This window comes from Arthrobacter globiformis (assembly GCF_046536215.2).
GTDB lineage: Bacteria > Actinomycetota > Actinomycetes > Actinomycetales > Micrococcaceae > Arthrobacter > Arthrobacter globiformis_E.
The window spans coordinates 3,120,683-3,137,371 of record NZ_CM143421.1 but is presented as its reverse complement, the minus strand read 5'-3'; the positions used below and the strand labels follow the sequence as shown (position 1 = coordinate 3,137,371).

12 protein-coding genes are annotated in these 16,689 nt (G+C 66.1%); 5 read left to right on the top strand and 7 right to left on the bottom strand.

Annotation, left to right across the window (positions count from 1 at the left end):
- Positions 1–43 precede the first annotated feature (43 nt).
- The 7 genes from R5O87_RS14075 to R5O87_RS14045 form a co-directional block, all read right to left on the bottom strand.
- Positions 44–1,726, bottom strand: coding sequence for an ABC-F family ATP-binding cassette domain-containing protein (locus R5O87_RS14075; RefSeq protein WP_410556520.1), 1,683 nt, complete (start codon positions 1,724–1,726; stop codon positions 44–46).
- A 120-nt stretch (positions 1,727–1,846) separates the two neighbouring features.
- A complete protein-coding gene (locus R5O87_RS14070) occupies positions 1,847–3,835 on the bottom strand; it encodes a penicillin-binding transpeptidase domain-containing protein (protein ID WP_410556521.1) in 1,989 nt (662 codons plus the stop codon).
- Positions 3,836–3,921: 86 nt separating this feature from the next.
- Positions 3,922–5,361: a phytoene desaturase family protein gene (locus R5O87_RS14065; protein WP_410556523.1), complete on the bottom strand. Its 1,440-nt coding sequence runs from the start codon at positions 5,359–5,361 to the stop codon at positions 3,922–3,924.
- On the bottom strand, positions 5,354–6,823 hold the full coding sequence (locus R5O87_RS14060) for a glycosyltransferase family 87 protein (protein WP_410556524.1): 1,470 nt from the start codon (positions 6,821–6,823) through the stop codon (positions 5,354–5,356). The genes R5O87_RS14065 and R5O87_RS14060 overlap by 8 nt, the downstream gene beginning before the upstream one ends.
- 49 nt (positions 6,824–6,872) lie before the next feature.
- Complete coding sequence (locus tag R5O87_RS14055; protein WP_410556525.1) at positions 6,873–7,013, bottom strand: hypothetical protein; 141 nt, start codon at positions 7,011–7,013, stop codon at positions 6,873–6,875.
- Positions 7,014–7,603: 590 nt separating this feature from the next.
- Positions 7,604–8,185, bottom strand: a complete 582-nt coding sequence (locus R5O87_RS14050; RefSeq protein WP_410556526.1) for a histidine phosphatase family protein — start codon at positions 8,183–8,185, stop codon at positions 7,604–7,606.
- The gene (locus R5O87_RS14045; protein WP_410556527.1) at positions 8,182–9,687 is read right to left on the bottom strand and encodes a CCA tRNA nucleotidyltransferase; all 1,506 of its coding nucleotides are present in this window, start codon (positions 9,685–9,687) and stop codon (positions 8,182–8,184) included. Before R5O87_RS14045 ends, R5O87_RS14050 begins: the two co-directional genes overlap by 4 nt.
- Positions 9,688–9,882: 195 nt before the next feature.
- On the opposite strand from R5O87_RS14045, the gene R5O87_RS14040 reads away from it, so the two are divergent.
- The 5 genes from R5O87_RS14040 to trxA all read left to right on the top strand — a co-directional run bounded on the left by R5O87_RS14040 (position 9,883) and on the right by trxA (position 16,048).
- Positions 9,883–10,383 (top strand): NUDIX hydrolase, encoded by a 501-nt coding sequence (locus R5O87_RS14040; RefSeq protein WP_076799448.1) that lies wholly within the window; start codon positions 9,883–9,885, stop codon positions 10,381–10,383.
- Between the two features lie 213 nt (positions 10,384–10,596).
- Complete coding sequence (murJ, locus tag R5O87_RS14035) at positions 10,597–12,582, top strand: murein biosynthesis integral membrane protein MurJ (protein WP_462836441.1); 1,986 nt, start codon at positions 10,597–10,599, stop codon at positions 12,580–12,582.
- A gap of 171 nt (positions 12,583–12,753) precedes the next feature.
- Positions 12,754–14,499, top strand: coding sequence for an ABC transporter substrate-binding protein (locus R5O87_RS14030; RefSeq protein ID WP_410556529.1), 1,746 nt, complete (start codon positions 12,754–12,756; stop codon positions 14,497–14,499).
- Between the two features lie 227 nt (positions 14,500–14,726).
- The gene (trxB, locus tag R5O87_RS14025) at positions 14,727–15,683 is read left to right on the top strand and encodes a thioredoxin-disulfide reductase (protein WP_410556530.1); all 957 of its coding nucleotides are present in this window, start codon (positions 14,727–14,729) and stop codon (positions 15,681–15,683) included.
- Between the two features lie 38 nt (positions 15,684–15,721).
- On the top strand, positions 15,722–16,048 hold the full coding sequence (trxA, locus tag R5O87_RS14020) for a thioredoxin (protein ID WP_003800194.1): 327 nt from the start codon (positions 15,722–15,724) through the stop codon (positions 16,046–16,048).
- Positions 16,049–16,689 lie beyond the last annotated feature (641 nt).

Here is a 16,689-nt window from a genome sequence, read left to right as displayed (position 1 = left end):
AGCGTCGCGGCAAAACGTGCAGGAAATGAGAGTGCGTCAGGGGTCAGCGGGCGCGTTCCACCCGCTTCTCGTCCCAGACAGGCTCGGCGGACTCGTACACCTTGCCGTCGGAGCCGAAGACCAGGAAGCGGTCGAAGGTCCGGGCGAACCAGCGGTCGTGGGTGACGGCCAGGACGGTGCCTTCGAAGTGGTCGATGGCCCGCTCCAGCACCTCGGCCGAATGCAGGTCGAGGTTGTCGGTGGGCTCGTCCAGGAGCAGCAGTGTTGCCCCGGACAGCTGCAGGAGCAGGATCTGGAACCGTGCCTGCTGGCCGCCGGACAGCGACTCGTACTTCTGCTCCGACTGTCCCGCCAGCCCGTAGCCGTCGAGTGCGCCGGCGGCGGCCTCGCGGCCCAGGCCGGAACGGTGCTCATCGCCGCGGTGCAGGATCTCCAGCAGGGTCTTGCCAAGCAGGTCGGGCCGGACGTGCGTCTGGGCAAAGAACCCGGGCCGGATACGGGCGCCGAGTTTCACGGTGCCCTCATGGGGCACTTCGGCTATTTCGACGTCGGACACCGGAAGGTGTTCCCGCTCCGGATCGGTGCCCCCGGTGGCCAGCAGCCGCAGGAAGTGTGACTTGCCGGAGCCGTTCGAGCCCAGCACGCCCACCCGGTCACCGAACCAGATCTCGGTGGAGAAGGCCCTCATCAGGCCGGTCAGCTCCAGCTTTTCGGCCACGATGGCCCGCTTGGCGGTGCGGCCGCCCTTGAGCCGCATCTGGACGTTCTGTTCGATCGGCAGTGCTTCGGGCGGGCCGGCCTCGAGGAACTTCGCCAGCCGCGTCTGGGCGGCGTGGTACCGGTTGGCCATGTCCGAGCGGAAGGCGGCTTTGTTCTTGTACATGTTGACGAGTTCCTTGAGCTTGGCGTGCTCCTCGTCCCAGCGTTTGCGAAGCTCCTCGAAGCGCGCGTTGCGGTCCGCCCGGGCCTCCACATAGGAGCCGAAGCCGCCGCCGTGGATCCAGGCGCCTGCGCCGTTGATGCCCGGCTCGAGCGTGACGATGCGGCCGGCGGCGTTGTTCAGCAGCTCGCGGTCGTGGCTGATGAAGAAGACTGTCTTCTTCGATTCGTTCAGCTTCTCCTCGAGCCAGCGCTTGCCGGGGACGTCGAGGTAGTTGTCCGGTTCGTCGAGGAGCAGCAGTTCGTCGGGGCCGGCGAAGAGCGCCTCAAGAACCAGACGCTTCTGCTCACCGCCGGACAGCGTGGACGCGCGGCGGTGCTGGGCACGGTCGAAAGGCAGGCCCAGCGCGGCCATGCAGACCTCGTCCCAGACGGTTTCGACGTCGTACCCGCCGGCGTCCCCCCAGTCCACGATTGCCTGGGCGTAGCGCATCTGGGTGGGCTCGTCGTCGTGCTCCATCATGGCCAGCTCGGCCTCATCCACGGCGCGGGCGGCGTCCGCCAGCGCCGGAGGTGCGGCGGACACCAGAAGGTCGCGGACCGTGGAGCCGTCGCGGACCTGCCCCACGAACTGGCGCATGATGCCCATGTTCCCGGAGCGGCCGACCACGCCCTCGTCCGGGGTCAGGTCCCCGGCGATGATGCGGAACAGGGTGGTTTTGCCCGTGCCGTTGGGTCCGATGAGCGCCGTCTTGGTGCCGTCCGGGACCTTGAAGGTCACCCCGTTCAGCAGCTGGGTGCCGTCGGAGAGGAAGTAGTCGATGCCGGAAACGTCAATATGGGCCACCGGGCAATTCTCCCACGCCCGCCCGCCGGAGTTTTTGTCCAGATATCGTGCCCAAAAGGGCCTTAAAGTCGCGACAAGTGGACAAAAACTCCAGCGCGGGAGGGGGACGCGCGCGGGGTGTCAGCCGGCGGCGGTCAGGAACTTCTTCAGGAGCGGGCCGGAAGTGGTGGCGCCGAGCCCGCCGTCCTCGACGAAAACAGCCACGGCCAGGTCCCCGTGCACGGCGATGATCCAGGCGTGGGTCTTGGGCGGCTTGGCGTTACCGAACTCGGCGGTGCCTGTCTTGGCACCCACGGGCTCGCCGGGGACATCGGCCAGGAAGCCGGCGTGGCCGGAGGTCACCACCGCACGCATCATGTCCGCGAGGGACGCAGCTTCCGCCTTGGTGACGGGGGTCTGGACGGTCTTGTTGGGCGCTTCCGCTGTAACGGTCGACGACGGGGCGGAACCTTCCGGGGTCGGCGCCGGGCTAGCCGACGCCGATGCGGAGGGAGCGCTCTCTTCCACCAGGACGGGGGAGACGGGTGCGCCCTTGGCCACCGAGCCTGCCATCACGGCCGCCGCCAGCGGCGACATCAGGACCCTGCCCTGGCCGATCATGGCCGCCGCGTGTTCGGTGCCCTCGGCCTCGCCGGGAACGGAGCCCATGAAGGCCTCGGCGCCCAGCTTCGGCGCCTCCACGGCGACGCCGAGGGAGGTGGCGGCCGATTCCAGCTGGGCCTGGGTGACCTTGTCCCGGGCGGCAATGAAGGCGGTATTGCAGGAGTGCGCGAAGGCGTCACGCAGGGTTACGGAGCCGAGGGAGTCCTTGGGGTAGCCCTCGGCGTTCTTGAATTTCCGTCCGTCCACGGTGAGCGTAGGCGTGCATTCGACGGTCGAATCGGGGGTGAATCCGTTGCGGATCATGGCAAGGGAGTCCACCACCTTGAAGGTGGATCCCGGCGCGTACTGTCCGAGCATGGCCGTGTTGTAGCCGTTGCTTCCGGGTCCGGATGCGGCGGCCAGCACGGCTCCCGTAGAGGGCCGGAGCGCCACGATGGCGGCCGCCGGCTTGATGTCGGCAAGGGTGTCCTCGGCAAGCTGCTGCAGTTTCGTGTCGAGGGTGGTTTGCAGCGGCGTGCCGGGAACTGGCTTCACTTCGAAGACAGTGCGCCGCGGGTCCGTGGGCGCGGCCTGGATCTCTTCGCGGGTCAGGTCGGCGCGCTGCACGCGGACAACGGTGCCGTCCGTACCCCGGAGCTGGGCGTCGTACTGCTGCTGGAGTCCGCCCGTGCCGATGACGTCACCCGCGGTGAGGGTGCCCTTGGACTTTTCGATCTGTTCAGCGCTGGCTTGGCCAACGGTGCCAAGAACGGCCCGGGCGAAGTTCCGCGTCGGTGCCAGCGGCAGTTCGTCCGGGATGGCCCGGCCTCCCGGGATGGCCTCGATCTGGGCATCGGTGACGGCCCGGTCGCTGGTGTTGCGCAGGGTGATGGCGGGAACGAACGCCTCGGCGCCGGACGCCTCGACCTGCTGCACGTAGGCTGCGGGATCCACGCCCACCAGCTTGGCGAGCTTGGTGGCCGAGTCTGCGGCATCGGCGCCGCCCAGCTGGGGCTTGTCGATGCCCACGTTGACCACCGGGCGCAGCGTCACGAGCTTCTGGTTGCCGGCACCGAGGATGTCGGCGCGCGGGGACGACTGGGTCGCCTTGCTGAGGATTTCCCCTTCGGCCAGGTTCGGGACCAGCAGCCCGGGCGACCAGACGGTCAGCCATTTGTCACCGGATTTACGCAGGTCGGCTGAGACGGTGTACTTCCACTCGCCGGTGGAAATCTTCCAGCTGTAGTTAAGCGGTATCCGCGCAGTGTCGCCGTCAAGCGTCAGTTCACCGGCTTCGACGGACGGTTTGGCAGGCGCCAGTGCCTTAAAGACCTGGTTGAGCTGGTCGTTGGCCACCGACGAGTCACGGCCGTCGAAGGCCACCGGGCGCAGGTCCAGGCCCGCGACGGCCGAGGCCAGCTGCTTGGCGGCTGCTTCCGCGCCGCCGCGGCCGTCGTCGCACGCCACCAATGAACCGCTAAGTATGAGACCGGCAAGGACAAGTGAAATTTTTTGAGTGTTCCCCACCGCGCTATTATCCCCCGGCGGCAATGGCTCGCCAGCCACGAATCAACGCCGCCACAGCCGCGGGCGGCGCCCGCGGCCCGCCCCGGCTACAGGCCCAGTGCCGGGACCTCCAGCCCGAAGATGTCCTTGAGTGCATATTTGGCGGCGCGGAACCCGGACATGCCCGTGACGCCGGGTCCGGGCGGCGTGGAGGAGGAGCACAGGTATACGCCGCGTGCGGGAGTGCGCCAGGGAACGGGCGAGACGACCGGCCGCTGGATCAGGCCGCGGGGGTCCAGCAGGCCGGCGCTGAAGTCGCCGCCGACGTAGTTCTCGTTGTAGGCGGCCAGTTCTGCCGCCGTCGTGACCTTGTGCCGCAGCACGATGTCACGGAAGCCGGGTGCGAAGCGCTCCAGCTGGTCCATGACGGCCTGGCCCATGTCCACTGTGGACCCCGCGGGAACATGGCAGTAGGTCCAGAGGATGTGCCTGCCCTGCGGCGCGCGGCCGGGATCGACCACGGACGGCTGCGAAACCAGGACGTAGGGCTGTTCCGGGTGCCTGCCGTGGGACACGGCGTTTTCCGCGTCCGCCATCTCTGCCCGGGTGCCGCCCACGTGCACCGTTCCGGCCCCTGCCAGTCCTGCAGCGGTCCACGGCACCGGCCCTGAGAGGATGAAGTCCACCTTGCACGCACCGTTCCCGAACCGGAAGGACTCCAGTGCCCGGCGGTAGGACGCGGGCAGGCGGCTGCCCGCGATGCGGGACAGGGCTGGGGGAGCCACGTCCAGAAGTACTGCCTTCGCCGGCTCGAGCTCCGCCAGCGACGTGACCCGGATTCCCGTCTGCAGTTCGCCGCCGTGGGCTTCGATGTCGCCGGCCATGGCCTCGGCGATGGCCGACGATCCGCCCACTGGAATCGGCCAGCCCCCGCTGTGCGCCAGCGCGTTGAGCAGCAGGCCGGCACCCGCTCCGGACAGGGATGGGAGGCGGCCCACCACGTGGGCTGCCACGCCGCTGACGAGGGCGGGTGCCAGGTCCTGCCGGAAACGCAGGTTCCAGAGAGCCGATCCCTGCTCAAAGGTCCGCAGTCCCAGAACGGCGGCGGCCAGCGGGTCGCCGGGAACGCGCAGCAGCTGGTCGGACGTGGTCTGCACTATGCCGTCGATGTGCCGCACCAGCGGAGCGAGGAGCCTTCGGTAGGCGTGCCCGTCCCTGCCCAGCTCGTCGGCGGTCCGGTCGAGTGAACGGTATGCCAAGGCGGACCGGCCACCGTCCAGCGGTGAGCCGAACTGTACCGGCGGGAGCCGCAGGTCCACACGGCGCGCCAGCTCGAACGCCCGGAAAAAAGGCGAGGCCAGGGCCATCGGGTGCACGGCCGAGCAGACGTCGTGCCAGTGCCCTTCCTCTATGACCTGTGACGTCCGGGACCCTCCGCCGAGCTGGTCCGCGGCCTCGTACACGCGCACCTTGAGTCCCGCCCGCGCCATGACGACGGCGGCGGCGAGTCCGTTGGGTCCCGAACCAACGACGGCGACATCAGACATCGCGGGCAACCGTTCGCCACGGGACCAGGGAAGCAGAGGGACGGAACGGATCGATCCGCAACCAGTCCGGGGCACGGTCGAAGGGACCGCCGTGGGGGTCGTCCATGTCGTGCCGCCGGATGGGATCATACCGGGGGTCCCATACGTCCCAGGCGACCCGCAGCATGAGATATGCCGTTGCAAGCATATGAGCGGCGACGGCCAGGACGTAATAGGGCATGTCGATGTTGTGCTGTGAGACGCCACCGCTGGTCACTTGGCCAAGATACATCCAGATGGCCGCCCAATGCAGCCCCTCGATGCCCTGCCAGATCAGGAAATCACGCCACTTCGGCCGGGCGAGGGCCAGCAGCGGCACGAGCCACAGGACAAACTGGGGCGAGTAGACCTTGTTGGTGAGAATGAAGGCCGCCACGATGAGGAAGGTCAGCTGTGCAATCCGCGGCCGCTGCGGGGCGGTCAGGGCCAGGACCGCAATGAGGACGCAGGCCAGCAGGAACACGTTCAGCGCCAGCGTGTTGATGACCTCCGGGGTGAGGAGCGTCCAGCGCACCCGCCCGGCCACCAGGTTGTACGCAAACCAGGGTGAGCTGTAGCCCGCCGGGCGGTCCTGGGTGAACTCGAAGAAGTACTTCCAGCCGGCCGGGTCCCGCGCGGCAATGGGCAGATTGACGGCAAGCCAGGCTGCGGCGGCTGACACCGCCGGGATTACGAAGGCCCGGATCTTCCCGGTGCGCAGGGCCAACAGGAAGATGGCACCGAAGACCAGGACGGGGTACAGCTTGGTGGCGGTTCCCAGGCCGATCAGGATGCCGGCAAATACCAGCCGTTCCCGGGACAGAAAGTACATGCCAAGGGCCAGCATGGCCACGGCCCACATGTCCCAGTTGATCACTCCGGCGAGGACGATGCCCGGCGCAAGGGCCACCATGGCCGCGTCCCAGGGCCGCCGCCGGGTCATCCGGGCCGTGGCCAGCACGGTGACGATCCAGACGGCGGCAACCAGGGTTGCGTTGACGTCGAAGTAGCCGAGGATCCGGGCATCCGTGACTCCGTCGCCCGGCACCAGATGGGCCGTGATGCCTGCAATCAGACCCATCAGGACCGGATACTCGAAGAGGGCACCCGGGGTGAAAAACGGAAAAGCCCCGTCGCCAAGGCCCCGGTTGCGGAACAGTTCTGGGAAATCTGAGTAGCAGGTCGCGTAGAACTGCGACGGCGTCTCCCAGCCGTTCACCCGGCAGTAGTCCTTGATGATGATGGCTGCCAGGGCGGCCAGCACGGTCAGGACGATCAGTACGCGTTCCACCGTGAAGAAGCCGGACGCGACCACCCCCGGGGCAGACCGCTGGCCCAGGGGCCCGCCGATGAGCTCGGTAAAGTTCCGCAGGAAGCGGTCGCTGCGGCTCGGCACCACCAGGCGCGCGAGCTTTCGATCGGGCGGCGGCTGTGTCTCCTGCATGGTCTCGAGCTTACCGGTGGGTCGCTGGCCGACGGCTGCGGGCATACGGTTAGCGCAGGCTGATCATCTGCTCGTGCATGAGCGTGTAGACGTCCTCCCGCTTCCGGTCCAGCATCTGTCCGTCGAACTGGGGCTGCTGGACCGCTGCCGAACCAAGGCCGAAAAGGAACTCCTGAAGTTTGCGGAGCATAATTTCACCTCCTTTCAGGAAATGAGGAAAAGAATCCGGGCACGGCAATTAGAGCCATTCAGGCATGCAAAGAAATGACCGTAAACGGACAAAGAAATGCCCGGCAAGGAAAAGAAATCCGCAAAAGCGGTAAATTGGCCCACGAAACGGTGGCGCGGCAATCCCCAACAAGAAGCAGGGTTCGGAATTATGGGGAAGCTGCGCAACCGCGTGGTTCCGCTACATCAGACCGCCGGGGTCAGGGTTCCTGAGAAAGCAGCAGAATCAGCTGCCGATCTCCTCACCGCTCTTCCGCGTCAGCGGGAGAGCGGCCGGGGAGTCAGAATTGGGCTCGGGCGAGTCCGTGAAGAGGGCGCGGGTCAGCAACGAAGGCCGGAAACGCGATGATGGTCATCTTCCATCCGCTAGTCAAAGTAATCATTTTCCCAACCTCCTTTTCTGCTATGCCGCTGTTCCGGCTGACTGGCCGAACAGCGTGCGCCAAGACCCCGGCAGATCGCTCTGGGGTCAGGAATAAAAGTACACCAGAAATGCCGGGGCTGACTACTTATTTTTCAAAAATTCGAAAAACAAATCCAAAAAGGACGTTTTTACAGGCCCCAGCGGAGAATCACGGGGGTCCTTTTGTCCCAGCCGAGGGTGCAGACTTTGGCTGTTCCGAGAAGGAAATGCCGGCCCTCAGTTGGATCGAGTTCGAGCCAGCGGGCGGTGAGGATCCGGGAAAAGTGGCCATGGGCCACAATGAGGACGTTGTCCAGTCCGGACTCCAAAACCCGGGCAATGATCTTGTCTGCCCGTGCCGCGACATCCTCCAGCTTTTCGCCGTTGGGGACCCCGTGCGTCCAGATGAGGTAATCGGGGTTGTCCTTGCGGATCAGGTCGGAGCTGATGCCTTCGTAGTCGCCGTAGTCCCATTCGACGGCCAGCGGTTCGTGGACGGCGTCCGGGAATCCGGCGAGTTCCGCGGTCCGCCGGGCCCGGCGCAGCGGGGAGGTCAGGACCAGGTCGAAGTCGACGGTGTCCAGGATCCGGCGTGCCTCGACCGCCTGCTGTTCACCCTCCACTGTCAGGGGCAGGTCTGTCAGCCCGGTGTACTGACCGCTCTTGGACCATTCGGTTTCGCCGTGCCGCAGGATCCAGAGCTGGGGGCGGGCGATGTTGGCGGCGTTCACTTGGACTCCTCGGTTAGGGAAGATTCGACGTCGGCGGGAGAAGCGGCAGATACGGAAGTAGCAGCTGACTCAGGCTGCTCAGCCCACCAGGCCCGCAGCCGGGACTCGGCGTCGGCATGATCGAGCGGGCCATTTTCCATCCGTTCCTCCAGCAGGAACTTGTACGCCCTGCCCACGACAGGCCCGGGCTTGAGGTCCAGCAGGGCCATGATCTCGGCGCCGTTGAGGTCCGGCCGGACCGCGTCCAGGGATTCCTGCTCACGGAGGGCGGCAATGCGGGATTCGAGGTCGTCGTAGGCGAAGGAGAGCCGGTCGGCCTTGCGCTGGTTGCGGGTGGTGACGTCGGAGCGGGTCAGCCGGTGCAGGCGCTCCAGCAGGGGACCGGCGTCGGTGACGAAGCGCCGGACTGCGGAATCGGTCCAGCCGGCGTCACCGTAGCCGTAGAAGCGCATGTGCAGCTCGACGAGGCGGGCCACTGCCTTAGTGGTGTCGTTGTCGAAGCGCAGCTTCTTCATCCGCTTAGTCGTCAGCTTCGCCCCCACCATGTCGTGGTGGCGGAAACTGACCGCACCGCCCGGTTCGAACCGGCGCGTAGCCGGCTTCCCGACGTCGTGCATCAGTGCCGCAAACCGGAGGACAAAGTCGGGGCCGGGGACGGCGCCGTCGGAATCCGTCTCCAAAGCCGCCGCCTGCTCCAGGACCTGGAGGGAGTGCTGGTACACGTCCTTGTGGCGGTGGTGCTCGTCCGCTTCCAGCCGCAGTGCGGACACCTCGGGCAGCACGAACTCAGCCAGGCCGGTATCCACGAGCAGGTCGATGCCCACGCGCGGGTGCCGCCCGCAGACGAGCTTGACCAGCTCATCGCGGACGCGTTCGGCCGAGATGATGCTGATGCGTTCGGCCATCCGGGTCATGGCAGTGCGGACATCGTCCCGTACAGTGACGCCCAGCTGGGATGCAAACCGGGCGGCCCGCATCATCCGCAGCGGATCGTCGGAGAAGGATGCCTCGGGAGCACCCGGGGTGGCCAGCGCCGAGGCGTGCAGGTCACGGACTCCGCCGAAAGGATCCACAAGCTCCATCGACGGCAGCCGCAGGGCCATGGCATTGATGGTGAAGTCGCGGCGCAGCAGGTCGTCTGTGAGGGAGGACCCGAAGGCCACCACAGGTTTCCGCGACTCGGGGTCGTAGGCCTCGGCGCGGTAGGTGGTGATTTCAATCTGGAATCCGGCCTTGCGCATGCCGATCGTTCCGAAGGCGCGTCCGATCTCCCAGAAGTTGTCCGCCCACTTCTTGATCAGCGCCACTGTCTGGTCCGGCGTCGCGTCCGTCGTGAAATCGAGGTCGGGGGAGGTGCGGCCCAGGAAGAGGTCCCGGACCGGGCCGCCGACCAGCGACAGCTCATGACCGGCATCCACGAACCGCTGGCCGAGCTCCAGGACCACCGGGTCCACCTGGAAGTCAACGGTGTGAAGATCAGTCTTTTGATGTGCGTGCGCCATAGTTACTTAAGCTTGTCAGAAAACCGAGCCCCACCGCACCAAATCCCGTCATTGTGCGACGGCTCCGGCGAACCCGGTCACATGCAGTCCACCTGCAAGCCATGTCCCGGTCATCACGGCGGGGCAAGAGTCGTTAGAGTGGACTGCATGGCCCATCCAGTACCGAGCGCTCCCGGCAGGAGGACGAACCCACCGTTGCCGTCGGCAATCGGTGCCCACGTCGCGCCTGCACCGCACTCGGCCCCGGCCTCGCTCCCCACTGTGGAGGAGATCTCCGCCGGCGGCGTCGTGGTGGACACGTCCGACGACGAGCTGAGGGTTGCGATTATTGCCCGCCTTAATAGGGGCGGACGGCTGGAGTGGTGCCTCCCCAAGGGCCATCCGGAGGGCCGGGAGAACAACGAGGAAGCCGCGGTCCGTGAGATCGCCGAGGAAACCGGCATCGACGGTGACATCCTGGCCCCGCTGGGCAGCATCGATTACTGGTTTACCGTCAGCGGGCACCGCGTGCACAAGACAGTTCATCACTACCTGCTGCGCGCCACCGGCGGCGAACTCACCATCGAAAACGATCCTGACAAGGAAGCGGTTGATGTTGCCTGGGTTCCCATCCACGAGCTTGCCCGCAAGCTTTCGTTCCCCAATGAACGCCGCATCGCCGACCTGGCACGCGAAGTCCTTCCCGAGCACCTCTGACCGTCCGGCAATGCCTGCGAGGTACCCCCTTGCGTGCCGCAATATCAGCACCCGGGTGAGACGATGAAGACGATGTCAGCAGCCAATCCGTCCTCCGACCAGCCCGCGCAGCCGGGCGAAACACCGCCCGGTGAAACTCCGCCCGGTGTGACGCCCGCCAGCGAGGCAGCCTCCAGTGCCGCACAGCCCGGCGAGGCCCGTTCCAGCGCCATCATGGCCGCCGGGACGCTGGTGTCCCGTGTGCTGGGATTCGGGAAGACCTGGATGCTCGGCGCGGCCCTCGGACTGGGCTCGACCGTTAATGACACGTTCATCAACGCCAACAACCTGCCCAACCTGATCTTCCTGCTGGTGGCCGGCGGCGTCTTCAACGCCGTGCTGGTGCCGCAGATCATCAAGGCGAGCAAGGCCGCGGACAGGGGAGCCGACTACATCAGCAGGCTGCTCACGCTTGCAGTCATCGTCCTCCTGTCGCTGACCCTGCTGGTCACCCTGTTGGCGCCCGCCGTCATCGAACTCACCACGCAGGGCTACTCGCCCCAGCAAAAGGCACTGGCCGTTACCTTCGCCTTCTGGTGCCTGCCGCAGATTTTCTTCTATGGCCTGTATGCGCTGCTGACCCAGGTCCTCAACGCCAACGGTGCTTTCGGCCCGGCCATGTGGGCGCCCATCCTGAACAACATCGTGGCCATTGCCGGCCTCGGCATGTTCATCTGGATCTTCGGTGCCAACAATGTCAACCGGCATTCGCTGGATAACTGGGGTGCATCCCAGACGTTCTTCGTCGCCGGCTTCTCCACCATCGGCGTCCTCTCCCAGACGGCCATCCTCCTGGTCCCGGTGTTCCGGCTGAAGCTCGGGCTCCGTCCGCGTTTCGGCTGGCGCGGGGTGGGGCTGGGCCACGCCGCGAGACTGAGCGTGTGGACGCTCCTGACGGCCGCCGCCGGCCAGCTCGCGTTCCTGTACGTCATGCGCATCGCCACCATCCCCGGTGCCGAACGGCTGCGGCTGCAGGAGGCCGGCGACCCCGCCGGTGACATGCTTCCGGGCAACGCGGTCCTGGAAGTGGCGAGCCAGCTTTACCTGCTGCCGCACTCCATCATCGCGCTCTCGCTGGCCACCGTACTGTTCAACCGCATGACCCGTGCCTCGCAGGACGGCAACCGGGCGGCACTTCGGGATGCCCTGTCCCACGGCCTACGGACCATGGCCGTGGCCACGGTGTTCGGCGCGCTGGCGCTGTTCGCCCTCGCCGGCCCGCTGGGCATGTTCTTCTCCGGCGGTGCCCGCACGGACGGCGTCATGCTGGCCCAGACGCTCACCATCCTGGCGCTCAGCACGCCGTTCATGAGTGCCAACTTCATGATGTCCCGGGTCTTTTACGCCAACGAGGACGCGCGCACGCCTTTCTATATCCAGCTGGTGCTGGCCCTGGTGAATGTGGTGGCCGCGTTCTTCATCCAGTTCCTTCCGTTCGACCAGATTATTTTCGCCATCGCCGTCCTATACACCGCGGGGAATATTCTCTCGGTGGTCGTCTCCGCCATTTTCCTGCGCCGGCTGCTGGGACACCTGGACGGTCCGCGGATCATCACCTCGTACATCCGCATGGGCTACGCCGCGCTCGGCTCGGCCGTTGCCGGCGCGGGGGCACTGTGGCTCATGGGCAGCTACAGCCCGGTCGGCTTCGCCTGGAGCAGCCGGCCCGCCGCCCTGGTGACCATCGTCGTCGTCGGCCCCGTCATGCTGGCCGCCTATCTGGTGCTGCTGAAGCTGTTCCGGGTCACCGAACTGCGCGACCTGCTGCGCCCGCTGCTGGGACGGCTGGGCCGTGGTTCGGCTGCACCGGCGGCTGCTCCGGCTGGCCCCGCAAGCGCCCGGGCTTCGGCTGCCGGTGCGGCCGCCGGCGCTGCGCCGTCTCGGCGTCCGACGCCGGAACGGGCCACAGTCTCCTCGGACACCGGCCTGATTCCCCGGATTTCCGGCGAGTTCGATTCCGCCTCCTTCCGTGCCGGGCCTGCGCCCCAGCCGGAACCGGAAGATTACGACGGCGCCACTTACCTTCCCGAGGAGGATGTCCCAGGGACGGCCCGCGGGAACGCCCTGCGCGGGGAGATCCCGCTTCCTGGCCGCCGGACCTACCAGGGGACCCCCGGCCAGAACCCGCATTTCCCGTCGCGGCGGCGGAGGAAAAAGTAGCCCCGACGGGAGTCTGCCAGCCCCGTCTTCCGCGGCCGTTGCACAGCATCGGCTAGGATCGAGGGGAACAACGGTAGTTGCAGACCAGGGGTCCGCCGGTGCGCCGGAGGCCTTCCCGGGCGACGCATCGCCACGGCCAGAAGCAATTCCCGGACAGGCTAGGAGGAACACGTGTCCCACCCGATCGATGTCGGATCAGTACTTGGCGGCCGCTACAAGGTCACGGCCACAGTGCTGAGTTCGCATGACCAGGATCAGGTGCTGGACGGTGTGGACCAGGTGCTGAACCGTCCGGTCAGCATTCTTGTGGCCGGTCCGTACAACGCCGACCAGGTGGCCCAAAGCGCCCGCGAGGTGGCCACGGGGGAGCGCCCCGGGAACGTGCAGATCCTTGACCTTGGAGTCAGTGACGCCACGACGTACCTGATCACCAACCACACCTCTGCCGCTGACCTGCTGGACCTTGTGGTCGCCTCCAACCCGCCCTACGTGGAGCCGTTCTTCACAGACACCCTGGGCAGCGAGATCTTTGGCCAGGCACGCTCCCACGAACCCGAAACCTACGACGAAGACGACGAGGTCGAAGCCGGGTACATCAACTACAACGGCGAGCAGAGCTACAGCGAGGGCCAGTCCCGGCCGGGCGGGCAGTACCCTGCCACCGCGCCGAGCCCCGCCGCCAGCCGGTCCGGCCACGGCGGCGTGGCTTCCGGCGCTGCGGCTCCCGCGCAGGCCCCCACGGCGCCCGTGCGGAAGGCTCCCGTCGTGCCGCCGCTCCCGGCTGCCCGCCCCGCCGCAGGTCCGGCCGCTGGTGCAGCTGCCGCGGCTGCCGCCGGCGCGGCAGCCGGTGCTGCTGCTGGTTCGCGCGGCAACAGGCAGGGGGTCCCGGAGACCACTGCGCCGCAGCCGGTTCAGCCGGGTAACGGCCGCGAGCAGAAAGCCGGACAAGAGGCCGTTCAGCACGACAACGTCGAGCAGGCACTCCTGCAGCGCGACACCAACCGTTCCGGAAACGCCGCACGCGGCGCCGCCGGCGCAGGCGCAGCTGCTGCCGGTGCCGCAGCTTCCGGTGACGGCCACAACTCGTCCAAGGTCTCGCTGTGGTCCGAGAACGACTATGACTATGTCCCCGAAGACGAGTACGGCGACGAGGGCAACAACGCGCAGGAGCAGGATCGCCGTGCCGGGAATTTCCCTGCCGTCGCCCGCACCGGCGCAGCTCCGGCTGCCGATTATTACGACGATGAAGACGACGAGCCGCAGAAGGAACCGCGTTCCATGCGCTGGCTTGTCGGTGGTCTTCTCGCGGCCGTCCTGATCGTCGGGCTCATCTTCGCCGTGACCAACCTCGGCAGCCTCTTCAGGAGTGCACCGCAAACGGAAGCGACCCCCGGAACCTCCGCACCGCCGTCGGCCGCTGCCCAGCCGAGCACCGGAACGCCGACCAAGAGCACCGCTCCGGCGGCAGGACCGCCGGCCATAGAGGGGATCACCCGCCAGGGCAACTTTGATTTCGCCGCGACGTACGACGACGACCTCGGCAAGGCGTTCGACGGAAATGCTGCCAGCTACTGGTCCGACATGGAGTTTGCCACCGAGGACTGGGGCGGTCTTGCTCCCGAGGGTGTGCCGCTGGTGGTCAAGCTCAAGAGCCCTTCCCAGGTCTCCTCGATCACCCTGAACCAGTTGGGTGCCTCTGGCGGAAGCATCACGGTGTACACGAATGACCGCCCGTCGCTGGACGGTGCAAAGCAGGTGGGAACCAACAGCTTCACTTCGCCGGACCTCACCATGCCGCTGGCCGAACCGGTGACGGCCCAGTACGTGATCATCTCGATCAAGAACCTTCCCAAGCTCGCCGCCCCGAAGACCCGCTTTGGCTACGGCCTGCGGCTCGCGGAGATCAAGGTCCAGTAGGCGCTACCGCCGTTCGGCAGTCACGTTCCATTAAGGCGTAACCGGCATGCCCTGAGGTGGCCGGAGGCGGTACCCTTGTGGAAAGTCCCGTGGCGGTGTTTCCGTGCAGGCACGGGCGTTTCCGTCTGCCTCCAAACACGTTTGGAATATTCCACACTGCCAATCAGTTGTGCCCTGTGGCTGGCCGGAAGGCTGGCGCATCGACAAAGGAAGAGGTTCACCGTTCAGTGAGCACCGCAGAAAACAGCACGTCAGAAGTACGTGATGTCATCATCGTCGGCTCCGGCCCCGCAGGCTACACAGCCGCCGTATACACGGCCCGCGCCAACCTCAAGCCGCTGCTGCTTGCTGGCTCCGTCACCGCGGGCGGTGAGCTCATGAACACCACCGACGTCGAGAATTACCCGGGCTTCCCCGAGGGCATCATGGGGCCGGACCTCATGGAGAACTTCGAAAAGCAGGCCGCCCGCTTCGGCACGGAGATCCAGTTCGAGGACGTTACCGCCCTGGACCTCGACGGCGACATCAAGACTGTCACCATCGCAACGGGGGAGACCTTCCGCGCCCGCGCCATCATTCTGTCCACCGGTTCGGCGTACCGCGAGCTCGGCCTGGCCAACGAAAAGCGGCTCTCCGGCCACGGTGTCAGCTGGTGTGCAACCTGCGACGGTTTCTTCTTCAAGGACCAGGACATCGCCGTGATCGGTGGCGGCGACTCGGCCATGGAGGAAGCCCTCTTCCTCACCAAGTTCGCCAAGTCCGTGACCGTGGTGCACCGCCGCGACACGCTGAAGGCCTCCAAGATCATGGGTGACCGTGCCCAGGCCCACGAGAAGATCAACTTCGTGTGGAACACCGCCGTCGAGGACGTCCTCGGTGAAGACAAGGTCACCGGCCTGAAGCTGAAGAACCTGGTCGACGGCACCGAGTCCGAACTTGCCGTGACCGGCGTCTTCGTGGCCATCGGCAACGATCCTCGCACCGAGCTGATCGAGGACAGCCTCGAAATCACGGATGCCGGGACCATCGCCGTCGAGGGCCGCAGCTCGCGTACCAGCGTCAAGGGGGTTTTCGCCGCCGGCGATGTCGTGGACCCGACCTACCGCCAGGCGATCACTGCCTCCGGCTCCGGCTGTGTCGCGGCGATTGACGTCGAGCACTACCTCGCAGACCTTCACGCCTGACCGGCGCGGAAATTCATCCGAAGAGAGAGACAAGGGTTATGAGCAACGCAAAAGATGTAACTGACGCAAGCTTCAGCACTGACGTACTCGCTGCTGACAAGCCGGTAATCGTTGATTTCTGGGCTGAATGGTGCGGTCCGTGCCGGAAGCTGGGCCCCATCCTGGATGAGATCTCGGTGGAGTACGGCGAGAAGGTCAACGTCGTCAAGGTGAATGTCGATGACAACCCGGCCATCGCCGCTGAGTACGGCATCACCTCGATTCCTGCCGTCTACCTGTTCCAGGGCGGCGAAGTGAAGAGCACGGTCATTGGCGCCAAGCCGAAGCAGTTCTTTGAGAAGGAATTCGCGGACGTCCTGTCCTAGAGGCATCGCGCCTCTGTGGTGGCTGCCTGCACGGTAACCGTTCAGGCAGCGCCGGCACCAATTCGCGAAGAGGTGGCCATCGCTCCAAGGGGAGTGGTGGCCGCCTTTTTGTTCGCTCCCGAGGGAGTGCAGTCGCACATTCGGCCCGCGTCGTATCTCTTTCTCCTGGTACTTCCTCAATTGACGTCACGTGGATTTAGAAATAGCGCTCTGTCGGTTGTATTCCGAGCCTTTCATCTCTCAGAACCCCTCAGCTGAAGTGGACTCGGTGAAGCCAGCGTCCGGCACCGCGCCCCAGCTGCTTTCGAAGCCGATTCCGTCCTGGAGCGTCGGAATTGGCCCAAGTGCAGCGGATGTTTCACGTGAAACGACGGCAAGCTGATAGTTTGGGGCCGCGCAACTGACTGCTGCGCGGACGTTCCCACTCCTTAGCAATTGAACCCGTTTTGGCAAATGAGCCCGTACCTCCTCAGCGCCGTGCCGCCTTCCTTCAGATGAATGCCACGCTGAACTGCCTGCGCTTTACGCGGGATCAGTCGACCTACCGCGTGAAGGTGGTGTTTGGCGATCGGGGAGTATTTGCCGGTCTCTGGTTGGCGGCGAGCACGGCGGGCATCTACCATCCTCATAGCGAGGCCAAC